Origin of the sequence: Shewanella sp. c952 (genome assembly GCF_019654975.1) — a bacterium.
Classification (GTDB): Bacteria; Pseudomonadota; Gammaproteobacteria; order Enterobacterales; family Shewanellaceae; genus Shewanella.
Genome location: NZ_BPEW01000009.1, coordinates 125,059 through 140,146, shown reverse-complemented (window position 1 = coordinate 140,146; position 15,088 = coordinate 125,059). Strand labels below are relative to the sequence as shown.

The window sequence follows — 15,088 nt, the reverse complement described above, 5'->3', positions numbered from 1 at the left end:
TACTATGTGTTTCTATATTTAATTGTCGCGCCATTAAGTTGTCATTAGTCAATTAAATAACTATTAACTAGTTGCTGTCGGATATTTGGCAGTGTTCTTTGTTACAAGGTTTATAATGAAAACAACCGCAAAAGCAAAGCTGGTGAAATTATCTCATAACGTTGAGGTGAGACCTGTTGCCTTATTAAAGGAAAAGTTAGCTAGAAGCCGATTATTGATACAGCTTACAGATAGTCAGCGACCTATGATGGATGCCGTCAATGAGTTACTGAACCCTATCATTCGTCAAGGGCACCATGCTTTGTCTCAGGTATCGCTATCGGCTAAATCTGAAGCTGTAGTGCCAGAGCTACACCATGCTTGGTTTCTGCTGAGTTATCAGCGTGTAGAGCTAGGCTGGTGGAAAATAGACAAGTGCACGTTAGATCAGTTGGCAAGTGGTTATTACGGTAGCTTTTCTAGCGCACCTAAATCGCCGTTGAGGTCGCCGAGCCAGTCAGAGTTCCGTCTGGTAAAAAGACTGATGTTGGCAGCGATAAATACCTTACCTGTTGCCCGGATTGATGCTGAAGAGTTAGAACTTGAACTAGTCACTAACACTACCCCGATAAAAGCCCCTGTGTGTTGCGAGTTAAATTTCCCCAAAGTGCATCGTGGGCCAGGGATCAGCTTCTATTTGGCTGAGCACCTTTTAGGTTTGATGGCTGAACAACCTAGTCAGTATCAAGCCGATCCAGCTTTAAATGAGAAGCTATCTAAAAGCCTTACACAACTTCCGTTTAGAGTCATGCTTGAGCTTGGACAACAGAGTTTACCGGTAACCGGATTACAGCAGCTTAAAGTGGGGGATATCTTACCGATGAACCTGCACTCTCGCTGCCCAGTTACTGTGGGCAAACGTCCTATCTTTTATGCCACCGTCCACGCTCATGAAGGGCAAATGGTTGCCAAATTGACACAAGAAGCCTTTCAATTAGAGGAATAATCCAATGGCTGAACAAAATATTTTGCAAGATGAAGACTTTCTACTTGATGACGAATTTTTCAATGAGAAAGAGGTGAGTAGCCAACCAAAGCCTAAAAAAGATATGTCTTTCTTCCATCAATTGCCGGTCCAGGTGACGTTAGAGTTGGCGAGTGCGGAGATGTCATTGGGTGAATTGACTCAAATGGGCGAGGGAGATGTGGTCGCTCTCGACAGAATGGTTGGTGAGCCGTTAGATATTCGTGTTAACGGCGCTTTGCTCGGTCGCGGTGAAGTTGTTGAAGTGAATGGCCGTTATGGGGTTCGCTTATTGGAAGTTGAAGCGATTAGCCTCACTGGAGCCAACGACTAATTATGTGGCGAGTCTTGCTTCTGCTACTCGTTGGTTTTTCCTCGGGTGCCCATGCTAGTGATGGTTTTACATTATTTACTTTAGGTGACGGCGCTGAGGCCCAGTCGGTAAACGTAAAGCTAGAGATATTGGCATTGATGACAGTGTTAAGCTTTTTACCTGCACTGCTGATGATGTTGACTAGTTTTACGCGAGTGATCGTAGTGTTAGCCATTTTGCGCCAAGCACTGGGGTTACAGCAGAGCCCGCCTAATAAGGTATTGATTGGTATCGCGCTAGTAATGACTATTTTCATTATGCGACCTGTTGGGCAAGCAATTTATGATGATGCATTTCTGCCTTACGATCAGGGGCAAATTGAGTTAACTGAGGCGGTGGTGAGAGGGGAAGTACCATTGCGCAAATTTATGTTAGCGCAAACCCGTGAGACTGACCTTGAGCAGATGCTTAAAATTGCTGATGAGCCAACCACATTAACAGCCGATGAGATCCCTTTCTTTGTGTTAATGCCTGCCTTTGTTTTAAGTGAACTAAAAACAGCGTTTCAGATAGGTTTTCTACTGTTCTTGCCCTTTTTGGTGATCGATCTGGTGGTTGCCAGCGTGTTGATGTCGATGGGGATGATGATGCTTTCGCCATTGATTATCTCGTTGCCGTTCAAATTAATGGTTTTCGTATTGGTAGATGGCTGGTCTATGACTGTGAGCACCTTAGTGGCGAGTTATGGATAGCAGTTTTGAATAAGCGGCTTGATAGGAAGGAAAATAGTTATGAGTGCTAAGCAAGAACAGCGAGATTCAATCTCTTTAGGTGATCGTTGTTTTCTACTCTCTGGACTGGTGATGACAGGCTTGGTGATGGTGAATGACTGGCCGCTTGTGATTAACTTTTTGCTTCACGGAGCTGGGTAGCCATATGGATGTAAATGAACTGACATCAATGTTTGCAGAGGCGATTTTTTTGGTGGTGGCTATGGTTGGTGTGCTAGTGGTTCCTGGATTACTAGTGGGCCTATTGATTGCAGTGTTTCAAGCTGCCACTCAAGTGAATGAGCAGACGCTTAGCTTTTTGCCACGACTGGTACTCACCTTGTTGATGGTGTTGTTCGCTGGCGAGTGGTTGTTGCAGCAGATCAGCGATCTGTTTCAGCGCTTATTCCTCAACATTCCCCATATTATAGGTTGATGAAGATGGCGCATTCTGCACTCATGTTGGCGGAGGCTAGCGCCTAATGTTGTCGCTTACTTCTGTGCAAATCAGCACCTTTATCGCGACTTTCTGGTGGCCATTCTGTCGGATTATGGGGGCTTTTATGGTGATGCCTTTCCTCAGTAGTACCTATATTCCAGTCATGGTTCGCATTCTGCTGGCTATCAGTATTTCGGTACTGGTTGCCCCTATTTTACCACCCTTTCCAGAAGTCGATGCGATCTCGATAAAAGCGCTATTTCTTGGTATTGAACAGCTGCTGGTTGGCTTTATGTTGGCTCTGTTTTTAACCATTATGATCCATGTGATGACCTTGGTTGGCGCGATTATGTCGATGCAGATGGGGCTAGCGATGGCAATAATGAATGACCCAGCAAATGGCGGCTCTAACCCGATTTTAGGGCAATGGTTTTTACTCTATGGCACGTTGCTTTTTCTGGCGTTAGACGGTCATCTTGTCGCGTTGGGTATACTGGTTGATAGCTTTCGGTTGTGGCCAATTGGTATGAGGGTGTTTGACCTGCCTTTAATGGGATTGATTGGGCGAATTAGCTGGATTTTTGCGGCATCGTTCATGTTGGCACTGCCTGCTGTACTGGCCATGTTAATGGTAAATGTCACTTTTGGCGTATTAAGCCGCGCGGCACCTTCATTAAATGTATTCGCCTTGGGTTTTCCAATGTCGATGTTAATGGGCTTATTGTGTGTGTTCTTCTCTTTCAGTGGTTTACCCAGCCGCTATAGCGACTTATGTCTCGATGCGTTGTCGGCTATGTATCAGTTTATTGGTGGCGTGCCATGAGCAATAAAGATAGCGGGCAAAGCAAAACAGAACAAGCTACGCCGCAGAAGCTTAAAAAGGCTAAAGATGAAGGCCAGGTCCCGCGTTCAAAAGACTTAGCTTCCACGGCGCTAATTATTGGTTGCTCACTGTTACTGACCACAAGTGCAGATTGGATTGCAGCTAAAGTGGCAAAAATGACTCGCACCAATATGTTACTGACTAAGGCGCAGCTGGATGAGCCTGGAATGATGACGCGTCACTTAGCCCAGTCCTTACTTGAAATATTAAACATTCTCGGGCCACTTTTTTTGATGGTTGCCTTGATTGCTATGGTGGCAGGCGCGATGCCCGGCGGGCCGGTATTCAATTTCAAAAATGCCAGCTTCAAATACAGCCGTATCGACCCTATCGCAGGTTTGGGGCGAATGGCTTCGGTTAAGTCATTAGTTGAACTGGTTAAATCCATTTTAAAAATTGTGTTGTTGGTGGGGATCATGTGGTTTTTTCTTGAAAAAAACCTGCAAACACTGCTGACCTTTAATCAGTTGCCAGTTGACGAGGCAGTATCAAAAGTTATCGATATGTTGTCACTGGGGATGTTGTTTCTGGGGCTTGGGTTACTGCTTATCACCTTTATCGATGTGCCTTACCAATACTGGCATCACCATAAAGAGCTGAGGATGTCGCTGCAAGAGGTTAAAGATGAACATAAGCAGCAAGATGGTAAACCTGAAATCAAAGCAAAAATACGCCAGATGCAGCAACGTATTAGCCGTTCTAGAGCCGATATTTCAGTGCCTAAAGCCGATGTGTTACTGGTTAACCCGACTCACTATGCGGTAGCGCTTAAATATGACATTGATAAAGCAGATGCACCATATGTGCTGACTAAAGGCACTGATGAACTGGCACTGCATATGCGCGAAGTGGCTCTGCGTCACGATGTGGAGGTGATTGAGTTACCGCCGCTTACCCGCGCCATTTATTACTCTACTAAGGTAGATCAACAGATCCCGGCGGCACTATTTATCGCCATTGCCCATGTGCTTACGTATGTGCTGCAAATCAAAGCCGCTAGACAGGGCAAACAGACTAAGCCTGATCCATTACCCCACTTTTTTATTCCTAAAAATTTACAACACGACTAAAGGATATTTGATTTCATGAACTGGTTCTCGCGCACTTTTTCCGGCAGTCCAAGTTATATCGGCATTCCGATAATGCTTCTGACCATTCTAGCGATGGTGATATTACCGTTACCGCCATTCCTGCTGGATATTTTGTTTACTTTTAACATTGTATTAGCTGTGATGGTGTTACTTGTAGGTGTATCAATCCGTCGTCCTTTAGAGTTTTCGGTCTTTCCGACAGTGCTGTTACTGGCGACATTGTTGCGCTTAACTTTGAATGTAGCCTCAACCCGAGTGGTATTGATTGAGGGCCACCAAGGTGGTGATGCCGCTGGTAAAGTGATTCAAGCTTTTGGTGAGGTGGTGATTGGCGGTAACTATGTTGTTGGTGCGGTAATCTTTTTGATCTTAATGATCATTAACTTCGTGGTGATCACTAAAGGTGGCGAGCGTATATCTGAAGTCTCTGCCAGATTTACTTTAGATGCATTGCCCGGCAAGCAAATGGCTATTGATGCCGATCTTAATGCCGGAGTGTTGACGCAAGAGCAAGCAAGGGATCGTCGGCAAGAGGTTGCCCGTGAGGCCGATTTCTATGGCTCAATGGATGGCGCGTCTAAGTTTGTTCGTGGTGATGCCATTGCGGGGATCTTGATCTTAGCGATTAATATGCTCGGTGGTCTGGCGATTGGTATCTTCATGCATGACTTGAGTGCTGCTGAAGCCTTTAAAACGTTTGCCTTGCTAACGATTGGTGATGGCTTAGTTGCGCAGATCCCATCATTGCTGTTAGCGACTGCTGCGGCGATCATAGTGACACGTGTCTCGGACGCTGAAGAGATGCCTGAGCAGTTGCGTCAACAACTTCTGGCCAACCCTAAAACATTAGCGACGGCAGCAATCGTCATGTTGATTTTAGGCTTAGTACCTGGAATGCCCACTTTTGTTTTTCTAGCATTTGCTGCTCTACTTGGTTTCTCTGCATGGAAGCAGAGTCAACGTAGCCCTGTGATTGCAGAGTCGAAAGTTGAAGCTCAAATCGAAAGTAACTTAAGTGAGCCCTCGGCCCCCAGTTGGGATGCTTTGCCATTCACGGATTTGATTGAAGTAAGGCTTGGATATCGCTTAGTGCATTTAGTTGAGCGCAGCAAAGGTGCCGAGCTGCAAAAACGCTTAACCGGGATCCGTAGAACCTTATCTGAGCAAGCAGGATTCCTACTCTCGGAAGTGAGAGTGCGAGATAACCTGTCACTTGCTCCAAACGCCTATCAGATAAGCTTAATGGGTAATCCCGTTGTTTCTGCTGAACTCGACCCTGAACGTTTGATGGCGATTAAAAGTGGCCCCGTTTTTGGTGATATCGATGGTGTCATTACCAAAGAGCCTGCCTATCAAATGGACGCAATCTGGATTGAGCAGGAAGCTAAAGCGAACGCGCTTAACCTAGGATATTCGGTGGTGGATAACGCCACCGTTATTGCGACCCATGTGAGTAAACTGATCCGAGAGTCGCTGCCTGACATGCTGCAGCATGATGATGTATTGGCGCTGAGTGATCGCTTAGCCAAGCAATCGCCTAAGCTTGCAGAGTCGCTTAACGCAGCACTTCCTCCCATTCTTCAACTCAAAGTATTTAGGTTGTTGTTGAAAGAGCAGGTTTCGTTGAAGGATATCCGCACCATCGCAACCACCTTGCTCGATTGCAGCGAGAACAGTAAAGATCCGGTGTTGTTGGCTGCCGATGTTCGCTGTGCATTGAGAAATACTATTTTGCACTCAATTGTTGGGGCAGATCCAAAATTGAATGTGATGACGTTAGCGCCGGAGCTGGAGCAGACGTTAATTACGGCACTGAATCAAGCTCAGCAGCAGGGTAAAGTTGCATTGGATAGTTTTCCGGTTGATCCACAACTACTGGCACAGTTGCAACAAAGGATGCCGCAGTTACTGGCGCAAGCCAAAGAGCATGGTCATAGCCCACTGCTACTTGTTTCTCCGCAACTAAGGCCTATTCTCGCCCGTTACGCTCTGGCGTTTGCCCGAGGCTTGCATGTACTGTCTTATAATGAGATCCCTGAGACTCGAGAGCTAATGGTGGCGGGGCAGCTAGGGTAGTGCACTGCTATTTGACCCATTAGATCAAATAGCAACTGAGTATGAGCGCAGTTTAAGCTTGCTGTAAAAATGCCAGCAGTGCGGTCAGGGCTAAGTTTCTGGCTTTATCGCGCTCCATGAATATTTCATGGCGAGCATAGGGGATTTTGAGCAGCTTACATTGACCTGTAGCCGCTTGTTTTTGGGCGGCATTACTGACAATGGTGTCTTCTTCAGCTTGCAAGACCAGCAAAGGAATATCGATATTCTGCGCGGCTTTAATTGCATCATCGCCGGCATCGATTGACTCAACCAACCAATGGTTAGTCGGCGAGCCGAGCTGCAGTTTAGGCTGTTGTTGGTAGAGTTTGCGGTAATCTTGATATCTTAGCTTACTGTTGGTGAGGTCGTTCTTGTCGAACTCATCGGCATGGTAGCCTTTGCCACCCAGCACATAATTTGGTTGCTGTTTTTTATGATTATCTAATCGTGTGGCTAACCAACGAATAAAGCGTTTAGGCAAAGGCAGTTTAATGCCATACATAGGCGCAGAAAAAACCGCTGCTTTAAACACTCCTGAGTGCTGTTCTAGGTATAAAGTACCAATTGCGCCCCCCATAGAATGTCCCACTAGAAAGTAATCTTCTTCAGGCTGTGGTTTAACAACTTTGTCGATAAAATCGCCAAAGTCGTCGACATAACGCTGGAACTTGTCGATATGTCCTTTATGTGGATCGGTGGTTGTTCTGCTGGAAAGGCCCTGACCACGATGGTCGATGGCAAATAAACTGTAGCCCTGTTGGTACAGATCAAACATCAGTTCTTTATACTTCAGATAGGATTCTACTCGGCCACTACTTAGTACTATGGTTCCTATGCTATTTGGGCGGATAATGCTGGCATAAGCGAGACTGACATCGTCATTAGCTTTGAAGCTTGATTGGGTAACCTGTTGCCAAAATGCAGTTTGTTCTGGGCTATTAAGGTGATGTTCTGATGAAAAGGAACTTGCAGTGCTTAATGATGGAGCGGGCTCAGCGGCATTCGGCATAATGATTATCTAAAGAATAAGGTTAGCAGCAGTGTAGCAAACTCCTAGTGGGGATAAAATGGCCGCTTGTTGCGGCCATCTATATATTGATGGCTATTATAGTGCGGCTTGCTGCTGTTTGATGAAGTCGTTAATTTGCTGTTCTAGGATCGACATCGGTACAGAACCATTGGCTAACACAGCATCGTGAAAAGCTCGAATATCGAAATTTTCGCCTAGCTCTTGTTCAGCTTGAGCGCGTAAACGCTTAATAGTTAACTCGCCAATTTTGTAAGACAGAGCCTGTCCAGGCCAAGAGATATACCTGTCAATTTCGGTAGTAACATTGTGTAGCGATAGGGCGGTATTACTTGCCATAAAGTCCATTGCTTGCTGACGGCTCCAGCCTTTGGCATGCATGCCTGTATCGACAACGAGTCTTGCTGCGCGCCACATCTCGTAGGTTAGGCGGCCAAAATTACTATATGGATCTTGATAAAAACCCGCTTCTAACCCGAGATACTCGGAGTAGAGTCCCCAACCTTCGCCAAAGGCTGATATGTAGCTGTAGCGTCTAAAGTCAGGTAGATCGGTTAACTCACGATTTAATGCTATCTGCAGATGATGACCTGGCACCGCTTCGTGCAATGTTAGTGCTTCCATCTCATACAAAGGGCGTTTATCGAGTGCATAAGTATTGACCCAGTAGTAGCCTGCTTCATCATCTCGATTAGAGCCTGAATATCTGCCGGTGGTGTACTTAGGTGCGATCTCTGCAGGAACTGGGGCAATCCCATAAGGTTGGCGTGGCAGTTTACCAAAGTACTTAGGTAGCATCACATCGGCTTTCTTAGCAATATAAGCCGCTTCTTTGAGTAGCTCCTCAGCCGTTTTAGGGTAAAACTGTGGATCGGTTCTTAGAAAGTGGAGGAAATCAGCAAAACTGCCTTCAAACTCTAACTCATCGATGATCTGCTGCATCTCGGCGCGAATACGCTTAACTTCGCTTAAGCCTAACTGGTGCACTTCATCTGAAGTCATATCTAAGGTGGTGTAGTAACGCACTCTATTTTCATAGAATGCTTTACCGTCGGGTAGCTTTGAAGCGGCGATGTCAGTACGAGCATTGGGAATATACTCATTGACCATGAAGTCGTAAAACGCTTGATACTCAGGTAGTACCGTGTCAGCAACCAAGGCTAAGCCTTGCTCGGTGAGCGCTGCTTTTTCTGCTTTGGTAAAATACTCTGGGTACTCAGTAAAAGGTTTGAAGTAACCACTCTCTTTTGCAGGCACGATAAAAGCACTAATACTGGTTTCAAATCCATTAAGGGTAACTTTTGCTGGTGTGATACCTGCTGCTAACCCCTGCTTTAGCCAATAAGTTTGCTGAGCAAAGTAAGTAGGTAGCGCTTTAAGTTGGTTGATGTAGTTTTGATAGTCCTCAACTTTTGCAAATCGCCCTTTAGAGATTGAAGCTATATAGGCATGAAAGCCGCTTTCTGCAGACAGAGGGATGTAGTGATCTTTATAGCGATATTGGTCAACACTATTTTGTACTTGGTCCTGGAGGATTTTGGCGTTGATAACATCGTCAGCGCTTAATACTGCTCGGTCTAATGCTTTTATTTGACGGAGTAATTCGATACGACGTTGATTGAGTGATGCCAGCGCCTCTGGTGATAAATCTTGTAATTTGCCTGCTGATGATTGGTCACCCAAAGAGTACGCAAGGCTTGGGCTTTCATCTAAAGAGATCTGCCAAGAGGTATCGATAGATTGTTGCAGTTGTGCGTTTATCTGCGACTTTGTTGACGTCGTCGTAACGTTAGATCCAGTAACAGCTGAAGTTGGTGCTGTTTGACAGGCACTTAAGCCGATGATTAACACCGAGGGTAGCAGGTATTTATACATGATATATCCGTGATTTTTGTTATTGTTATAAGTTCGATTATGCCTATTGTATTGCTAAAGGTCACGCAGGAAAGTTATACCAAATGTTATGAAAAACATGGCCTTTATGCTCGAGTTTGTCTGACCTTTTAGGAGGGCAACAGGTACAAAAAAACCGGCCATAGCCGGTTTCTTATTAGGTTGTCTAGTACAAGACTAGATAACGCGTGAGAACTGCTGTTGTCTTGCTTTCTCACGGTAGTAAACATCAAAACAGATACAGATGTTACGGATCAACAAGCGGCCTGTTGGGCTGATGGTGATCTTTCTATCTGTGACGTCGACTAGCTTATCGTCGATGAACGTTTGCAGTAGCTTTAAGTCTTCTACAAAGTACTCTTCGAAGTTGATATTCAGCTTCTCTTCAATTTGTGCCATATCTAAATCGAAGTGACAGATAAGCTGCTTAATCACCACACGACGAATTTCATCATCACGGTTTAAGCCACAACCTTTCCAAAGTGCATGTCCGTTAGCATCGATTGACTCGAAGTAAGGGCGAACATCTTTCTGGTTCTGTGCGTAACAATCGCCAATCTGGCTAATTGAAGAAACACCTAAACCAAGTAGGTCACACTCTTCTTGGGTGGTGTAGCCTTGGAAGTTACGGTGTAAGCGACCTTCGTTTTGAAGAATTGATAATTCATCATCTGGCTTAGCAAAGTGGTCCATACCAATGTATTGGTAACCCGCTCCAGTTAAAGTTTCGATTGTTTGGTGCAACATATCTAGCTTTTGTTGTGGAGACGCTAAGTCTTCATCTTTAATCTTACGCTGCGCTGCAAAACGTGATGGCAGGTGAGCGTAGTTAAAGACTGATAAACGGTCTGGATCGAGATCGAGTACGCGTTGCATCGTTTCTGCAAAGGTCTCTGGTGTCTGGTGTGGCAAACCATAGATAAGGTCGATGTTAGTAGAAACAAAGCCAAGCTCTTTAGCACGTGCCATCAAGTCAAAAATGAACTGCTCATCTTGTTCACGGTTAACCGCAATTTGTACTTTCTTATTGAAATCTTGCACACCAATAGAGATACGGTTGAAGCCCGCTTCTTTTAGGGTGTCTAGCATAGACAGTTCAATTTCACGTGGGTCGACTTCAATTGAGTACTCGCCCACTTCCGCTACGTTAAAGTTAGCTTTAACAAGTGCTGACAATGTCAGAATTTGCTCTGGAGTCAAGAATGTTGGTGTACCGCCACCCCAGTGAATTTGGGTGACTAAGTAGTTTTTAAATAATGGTGCACGTTTAACAATTTCAGCCGCTAAGTACTCAATGTACTGATCTGCTTTATGTTGGTGACGTGTGATGACCTTATTACAGCCACAGTAGTAACAAAGCTTAGCGCAAAATGGGATATGAATATAAAGAGAAAGCTTATCACTTTTACTGTTCTTGATAGAGGTCAGCAGTTGATCTTCGGTAAACGAATCTTCGAACTCTAGCGCCGTCGGGTAAGAGGTATAACGCGGTCCGCTATAATTGTACTTCTCGATCATTGACTGATCCCAGCTAATTTGTGTGGGCTGCTTCAAGGCATGTCCTCCGACGTTTAGTAATTTAGCAACATGTGAAGTATGCATCGTTATTTGTGCAATAACCTTGATCCATGTTGTAAATTTGGAATGTGGGTAACAAAGAGCAACAGAATATCGCTGAATTTAAGCTCTATGTCTGCGCTGTTAAGTAGATTTTGTGCACAGACTCACCCTATATTATCAAAATCTTCTATAAGTGCGATCTGGGTAGAATCTAGATACAGAGATAGTACAAGCTTTAACCATAGTTGTTGATGTTGATTAGTGCAGTGAAGCTGGGTCGAATTCACTAAGTTGTTTAGCCTCTTCGAGTATTTGAACTTCGAGTTCCGCTTCAGATTTCATACGGCTAAAGTCGAGCTTCATTCGTTGTTGCTTTGACAGCGTTTTACGCTGCTCTTTAATTGGATGCTCTTTTATGACTTCAAAATGCATGAAAGTTGCAGGGTACTTCTCGCTAACAAGTTCTGACATACCGACCAAGTTGAATAGTTTGGCGATACGCATTACCCCTTCAGAAAGCTCGCAGCGCTCTTCTAGCATGGCAGCAGCTATGTAGCGAATGCTGTCTAGCAGCTCTTCTGACTTTGCTTTAGCAGCAGCCGCTTGCTGTTGTTGCTGCTTTGCCCTAGCTTGGTTTTGCTTACGTAAGCGTAGCAGTAGCGAGGTAGCATAAGTTGTGAGTGCAACGAGTATAAAAAAGCCAATAACAATAAGCGCTGTGGTCATGCTAGGTCCTGTTACAGTCAAAAAGTTTTCTAATTAATAGGAGGGTAGATAAAAACATGGCATCAATAAATACCAACGCCATTAAAGGATGTTCATTCAGTGGGAGTTCAAAACTCTATAGACAAGGCTGGTGATTGAAGCTAATAGTCATTCTATATCAAGAGCATCTAACGCCGTATACCGAGTTTGAAAGCCGCACTAGGTGAGCGTCTCTGGCGCCCACTGTTGCGTAGCATCACCTCAAAGAGAACAACTTTTATTACACTATGCGACTTACATTAAGCGCCTAGAGAACGCTCTGAATAGCACACCTATTTCAGAGCGTTGGTATCTGATGCCATATCATGTTGATACGCAGAACCTTAGTCGTTCTGGTAATCTTTTAGTAGATCCGCACCAGATTCAAACTTGTCGAATAAGTCGTCATCGCTGACTGCTTTCTTCGCTTTAGGTTGCTCCTCTTCATCAGATAAGCCGAGCTTATCTAACAGAGTTTCAATTTGAGTTAATTGCTTATTTAACCATTTTTGATCATCTTGGTTAAGCTTTTTACCCTCTTCAAGCATATCTAGCAGGCTATTTAGTCTTGGATCTTCTTCAAGCTTTAATAACTTCTGCTCATCAGTCAGTTTCGGCCCTTTAGGCTTACTCTCTACCTGTTTCTCTTTAACGATATTGAGCTGAACAGGTTTTTTACTACCATGACGAGGGTCGCTGCTTTTGGCGTTGCCACCATTGGCTTGGTTTTCAATCATCGAAGCGTTATGACGGCTTCCCGCTTTATTGCCAGCAACCTGTTTTTTACCCGCAAGAACTCGTTCGTGCTTCTTGGTTCTTGGAGCTGATTTTGGAGCATTTTCGTTGCTCTTACGCGTTTTCTTACTACGGGACATGATTCGCTTATCTCGATAACTTAAAAGACTCTGCTGCTGACAGAACTAGCTGTCTCTATCAACAATTGAAGTTTGGTCGCGTGTTATACCAGATCCTGATGGTTTTTGCACCAGAATGAGATCGTTTGCTGCAAATAATAGCTTAAAACCGACGTTTTCAGCCAGATATTTGAAACTTTGTTGTTGGTAAAAGCTTACGTGGGTGAGGTTATTCTTATAATGCCATTTATCAAATCCGGCTAAATCGGTCAGTAGTGGTGTGTTAATCGCAATCCAACCACCAGGTTTTATTAACTCACACAGCAAGGTCCACTCTTTGCGCGGAAACCTGAAGTGTTCAAATACGCGATAACAACAGATGAAATCATATTGCTGGTTTAACTGCTTAGTCCAAGGGGCAAGGCTGGGATCGTATTGGTTTATTTGGTGGCCGCGTGCAATCACTCTTCGTAAACTTTTGGGATTAAGGGTTCGACCAAAATTGAGACCAAGCAGAGAGTGGTCTGTGGTTTCACATTGCAAGACTAGATCGAATAGAAATTGAGATAGTGATTTTTGCTTACTATTGGCTAATTGGTATTTATGCAGTTCTGCCGTGTGTGGCAGGTGTGAATTTGCGTCTGCAAACACCAGTTCACATTGATGACAGCGGTATAAGCAGCGCTTTTTATTCTCAAAAAATATCTGATTGTTGTCACTAAAGCATAATGGACATCGACGCATTAAAACGACTCCAGCTACATTAATGGTAAGAGTAGCCGCAAAGGCTGTTGAAGATAAGAGAGAATGGCCACTCAACAACTTGAATTGATATTAGCATACAAACCAATTATTTGAGGGGGTGTAAACCAGTATAAAGATTGGAGTATTTTAGGCAATAAAAAAGGCGACAGATAAACTGTCGCCTATAAAAGTGCAATTAGCACCAATTCTTATTTCAAGTATCCATACTTGCTAGTGACTATCCCGGTCAATATCCGTCTTATTTTTATTGCTTTCCGTGCAATTATTTTAGTTTATGGTCTTCCCGACACTTTATTTTTAGTCCTGTTGTCTTCCTGACCACAGTTTCCGTAGATGGTCTTCATGACACATCACAATCCTATCGTCTATCAATGACGCCTAAGTAACCATCCTTGTTAGGTGTATCTAAGTATCTTCCAGTGATAACAAGCTTCCAGCGAGTGCATCCAAAGCAATTAGCTTCCTATGCCAATGTTTGTATCCTACAAACATTCTCCTATTGGTGCGCGTTTCTCTGAATGTAAGGGTTAATGCTAAATAGCGCTTTGGCCTTCCTAACCAAATCCTTACTAAAATTCTTACGACCGGGACTTCAAACTGAAATCTCTACTCTTATTATTTTTAGTGAGTGGTCTCAATAATATTATTATTATTTCGTTAATTTATTCTTATATCTTAAATGTAAAAATACCAAAATCTGAAAGTTATTATTAAATAATTTTTGTACTATCAGTTGGGTTCATCTCGGTACGGGGCTCATTAAACCGAAATCTGTGATCACTGTCAAGTAAGTTTTTGCGTGCAGTTTACGTAAACGTTAACTAGATGAAATAAAAAAGGACAGCACTGCTGTCCTTTTAGCATTAACTAATGTTTACTTAAGGCTTGATATATATTTAGATAATGCGTCCATATCGTCAGCATTTAGCTTCTTAGCAATATCTTGCATCATGCCATTTAAGTCGTTGTTACGATTTGTATCGTGAAACTTATTCAGCTGGATCTTGATATAATTAGCGTGTTGTCCGCTAACATCAGGGAAGCCTGCAGCTTCAGAACCTTTACCTTCAGGTCCATGACATGCAATACATGCGGTAATGCCACGAGCAGAGTCACCGCCTTTGTAAAGTTGTTCACCTAAAGCAGGAACATCTTTAACTTCGATAACTTGTTTGGTTTGGCTTGCATAGAATGCAGCGATATCAGAGATATCTTCGTCGCTAAGCATCATAGCCATGCCGCCCATGATTGGGTCTGCACGGCCTTCTTTACCACCTGATTTAGCCGCACTGCGGAAATCATGTAGTTGCTTTTCGATATAGGTCGTTTGCTGACCAGCAAGTTTAGGGTACATGTCTATCATGCTGTTGCCGTCAACACCGTGACAAGCAGAACAAACAATGGCTTTGGTTTTTCCTGCTTCAGCATTACCTTCAGCCATTACAGGTGAAGACATTGTGGCTAAAACAGACAGCGCAAGAGCTAACTTTTTCATGGCGTTCCAACTTCTTATTAAAATATTTGTCCTGAGCTTACTAGGGAGACCCGCAAGCGTGATAAAATGTATTTTATGTGATCGGGGTAATATTTTACACGAAATTGTGAAAATGTAAGCAACTCTTCGATATTTAACAAAGTTAGTTGAGAAA

At 43.9% G+C, this 15,088-nt stretch carries 15 protein-coding genes; 8 read left to right on the top strand and 7 right to left on the bottom strand.

Translation table 11 applies throughout. The annotated features are described in order from the left end of the window. Positions 1 to 115 precede the first annotated feature (115 nt). Genes K5R16_RS09030 through flhA form a run of 8 tightly spaced genes read left to right on the top strand, consistent with a single transcriptional unit; the run spans position 116 to position 6,575 of the window. The gene (locus K5R16_RS09030) at positions 116 to 985 is read left to right on the top strand and encodes a FliM/FliN family flagellar motor switch protein (protein ID WP_220737233.1); all 870 of its coding nucleotides are present in this window, start codon (positions 116 to 118) and stop codon (positions 983 to 985) included. A 4-nt stretch (positions 986 to 989) separates the two neighbouring features. After that, positions 990 to 1,337 carry a flagellar motor switch protein FliN gene (gene fliN / locus K5R16_RS09025; RefSeq protein ID WP_220737232.1) on the top strand — a complete coding sequence of 116 codons (348 nt, stop codon included), beginning with the start codon at positions 990 to 992 and terminating at the stop codon, positions 1,335 to 1,337. 2 nt (positions 1,338 to 1,339) lie between these two features. Next, on the top strand, positions 1,340 to 2,068 hold the full coding sequence (gene fliP, locus K5R16_RS09020) for a flagellar type III secretion system pore protein FliP (RefSeq protein ID WP_220737231.1): 729 nt from the start codon (positions 1,340 to 1,342) through the stop codon (positions 2,066 to 2,068). 39 nt (positions 2,069 to 2,107) lie between these two features. Continuing rightward, positions 2,108 to 2,248, top strand: coding sequence for a hypothetical protein (locus K5R16_RS09015; protein WP_220737230.1), 141 nt, complete (start codon positions 2,108 to 2,110; stop codon positions 2,246 to 2,248). Positions 2,249 to 2,252: 4 nt separating this feature from the next. Then, complete coding sequence (locus tag K5R16_RS09010) at positions 2,253 to 2,522, top strand: flagellar biosynthetic protein FliQ (protein WP_020915027.1); 270 nt, start codon at positions 2,253 to 2,255, stop codon at positions 2,520 to 2,522. A 46-nt stretch (positions 2,523 to 2,568) separates the two neighbouring features. Continuing rightward, positions 2,569 to 3,348, top strand: coding sequence for a flagellar biosynthetic protein FliR (fliR, locus tag K5R16_RS09005; protein WP_220737229.1), 780 nt, complete (start codon positions 2,569 to 2,571; stop codon positions 3,346 to 3,348). After that, the gene (gene flhB / locus K5R16_RS09000; protein WP_220737228.1) at positions 3,345 to 4,478 is read left to right on the top strand and encodes a flagellar biosynthesis protein FlhB; all 1,134 of its coding nucleotides are present in this window, start codon (positions 3,345 to 3,347) and stop codon (positions 4,476 to 4,478) included. The genes fliR and flhB overlap by 4 nt, the downstream gene beginning before the upstream one ends. A gap of 15 nt (positions 4,479 to 4,493) precedes the next feature. After that, the gene (flhA, locus tag K5R16_RS08995; protein ID WP_220737227.1) at positions 4,494 to 6,575 is read left to right on the top strand and encodes a flagellar biosynthesis protein FlhA; all 2,082 of its coding nucleotides are present in this window, start codon (positions 4,494 to 4,496) and stop codon (positions 6,573 to 6,575) included. Positions 6,576 to 6,627: 52 nt separating this feature from the next. On the opposite strand, the gene K5R16_RS08990 is transcribed toward flhA, so the two are convergent. The 7 genes from K5R16_RS08990 to K5R16_RS08960 form a co-directional block, all read right to left on the bottom strand. Continuing rightward, positions 6,628 to 7,605: an alpha/beta fold hydrolase gene (locus K5R16_RS08990; RefSeq protein ID WP_220737226.1), complete on the bottom strand. Its 978-nt coding sequence runs from the start codon at positions 7,603 to 7,605 to the stop codon at positions 6,628 to 6,630. 96 nt (positions 7,606 to 7,701) lie between these two features. Then, positions 7,702 to 9,498 carry a DUF885 family protein gene (locus tag K5R16_RS08985; protein ID WP_220737225.1) on the bottom strand — a complete coding sequence of 599 codons (1,797 nt, stop codon included), beginning with the start codon at positions 9,496 to 9,498 and terminating at the stop codon, positions 7,702 to 7,704. A gap of 195 nt (positions 9,499 to 9,693) precedes the next feature. Next, on the bottom strand, positions 9,694 to 11,070 hold the full coding sequence (hemN, locus tag K5R16_RS08980) for an oxygen-independent coproporphyrinogen III oxidase (protein WP_259649808.1): 1,377 nt from the start codon (positions 11,068 to 11,070) through the stop codon (positions 9,694 to 9,696). 264 nt (positions 11,071 to 11,334) lie between these two features. Then, positions 11,335 to 11,802 carry a DUF2489 domain-containing protein gene (locus tag K5R16_RS08975; protein WP_220737224.1) on the bottom strand — a complete coding sequence of 156 codons (468 nt, stop codon included), beginning with the start codon at positions 11,800 to 11,802 and terminating at the stop codon, positions 11,335 to 11,337. A 362-nt stretch (positions 11,803 to 12,164) separates the two neighbouring features. Further along, on the bottom strand, positions 12,165 to 12,695 hold the full coding sequence (gene yihI / locus K5R16_RS08970) for a Der GTPase-activating protein YihI (protein ID WP_220737223.1): 531 nt from the start codon (positions 12,693 to 12,695) through the stop codon (positions 12,165 to 12,167). A 45-nt stretch (positions 12,696 to 12,740) separates the two neighbouring features. Beyond that, entirely contained in the window at positions 12,741 to 13,418 is a 678-nt protein-coding gene (locus K5R16_RS08965) for a class I SAM-dependent methyltransferase (protein WP_220737222.1), read from the bottom strand. A gap of 895 nt (positions 13,419 to 14,313) precedes the next feature. Then, positions 14,314 to 14,934, bottom strand: a complete 621-nt coding sequence (locus K5R16_RS08960) for a cytochrome c4 (RefSeq protein WP_020915017.1) — start codon at positions 14,932 to 14,934, stop codon at positions 14,314 to 14,316. Between the last annotated feature and the right edge of the window lie 154 nt (positions 14,935 to 15,088).

What these genes read in the sequence shown, in the direction of transcription:
- fliN (WP_220737232.1), top strand. Translation starts at nt 990, where the DNA reads ATGGCTGAACAAAATATTTTGCAAGATGAAGACTTTCTACTTGATGAC.
- flhB (WP_220737228.1), top strand. Translation starts at nt 3,345, where the DNA reads ATGAGCAATAAAGATAGCGGGCAAAGCAAAACAGAACAAGCTACGCCG.
- K5R16_RS09015 (WP_220737230.1), top strand. Translation starts at nt 2,108, where the DNA reads ATGAGTGCTAAGCAAGAACAGCGAGATTCAATCTCTTTAGGTGATCGT.
- K5R16_RS08975 (WP_220737224.1), bottom strand. Translation starts at nt 11,802, where the DNA reads ATGACCACAGCGCTTATTGTTATTGGCTTTTTTATACTCGTTGCACTC.
- K5R16_RS08965 (WP_220737222.1), bottom strand. Translation starts at nt 13,418, where the DNA reads ATGCGTCGATGTCCATTATGCTTTAGTGACAACAATCAGATATTTTTT.
- fliP (WP_220737231.1), top strand. Translation starts at nt 1,340, where the DNA reads ATGTGGCGAGTCTTGCTTCTGCTACTCGTTGGTTTTTCCTCGGGTGCC.
- flhA (WP_220737227.1), top strand. Translation starts at nt 4,494, where the DNA reads ATGAACTGGTTCTCGCGCACTTTTTCCGGCAGTCCAAGTTATATCGGC.
- K5R16_RS08985 (WP_220737225.1), bottom strand. Translation starts at nt 9,498, where the DNA reads ATGTATAAATACCTGCTACCCTCGGTGTTAATCATCGGCTTAAGTGCC.
- K5R16_RS08990 (WP_220737226.1), bottom strand. Translation starts at nt 7,605, where the DNA reads ATGCCGAATGCCGCTGAGCCCGCTCCATCATTAAGCACTGCAAGTTCC.
- K5R16_RS08960 (WP_020915017.1), bottom strand. Translation starts at nt 14,934, where the DNA reads ATGAAAAAGTTAGCTCTTGCGCTGTCTGTTTTAGCCACAATGTCTTCA.
- K5R16_RS09030 (WP_220737233.1), top strand. Translation starts at nt 116, where the DNA reads ATGAAAACAACCGCAAAAGCAAAGCTGGTGAAATTATCTCATAACGTT.
- fliR (WP_220737229.1), top strand. Translation starts at nt 2,569, where the DNA reads ATGTTGTCGCTTACTTCTGTGCAAATCAGCACCTTTATCGCGACTTTC.
- yihI (WP_220737223.1), bottom strand. Translation starts at nt 12,695, where the DNA reads ATGTCCCGTAGTAAGAAAACGCGTAAGAGCAACGAAAATGCTCCAAAA.
- K5R16_RS09010 (WP_020915027.1), top strand. Translation starts at nt 2,253, where the DNA reads ATGGATGTAAATGAACTGACATCAATGTTTGCAGAGGCGATTTTTTTG.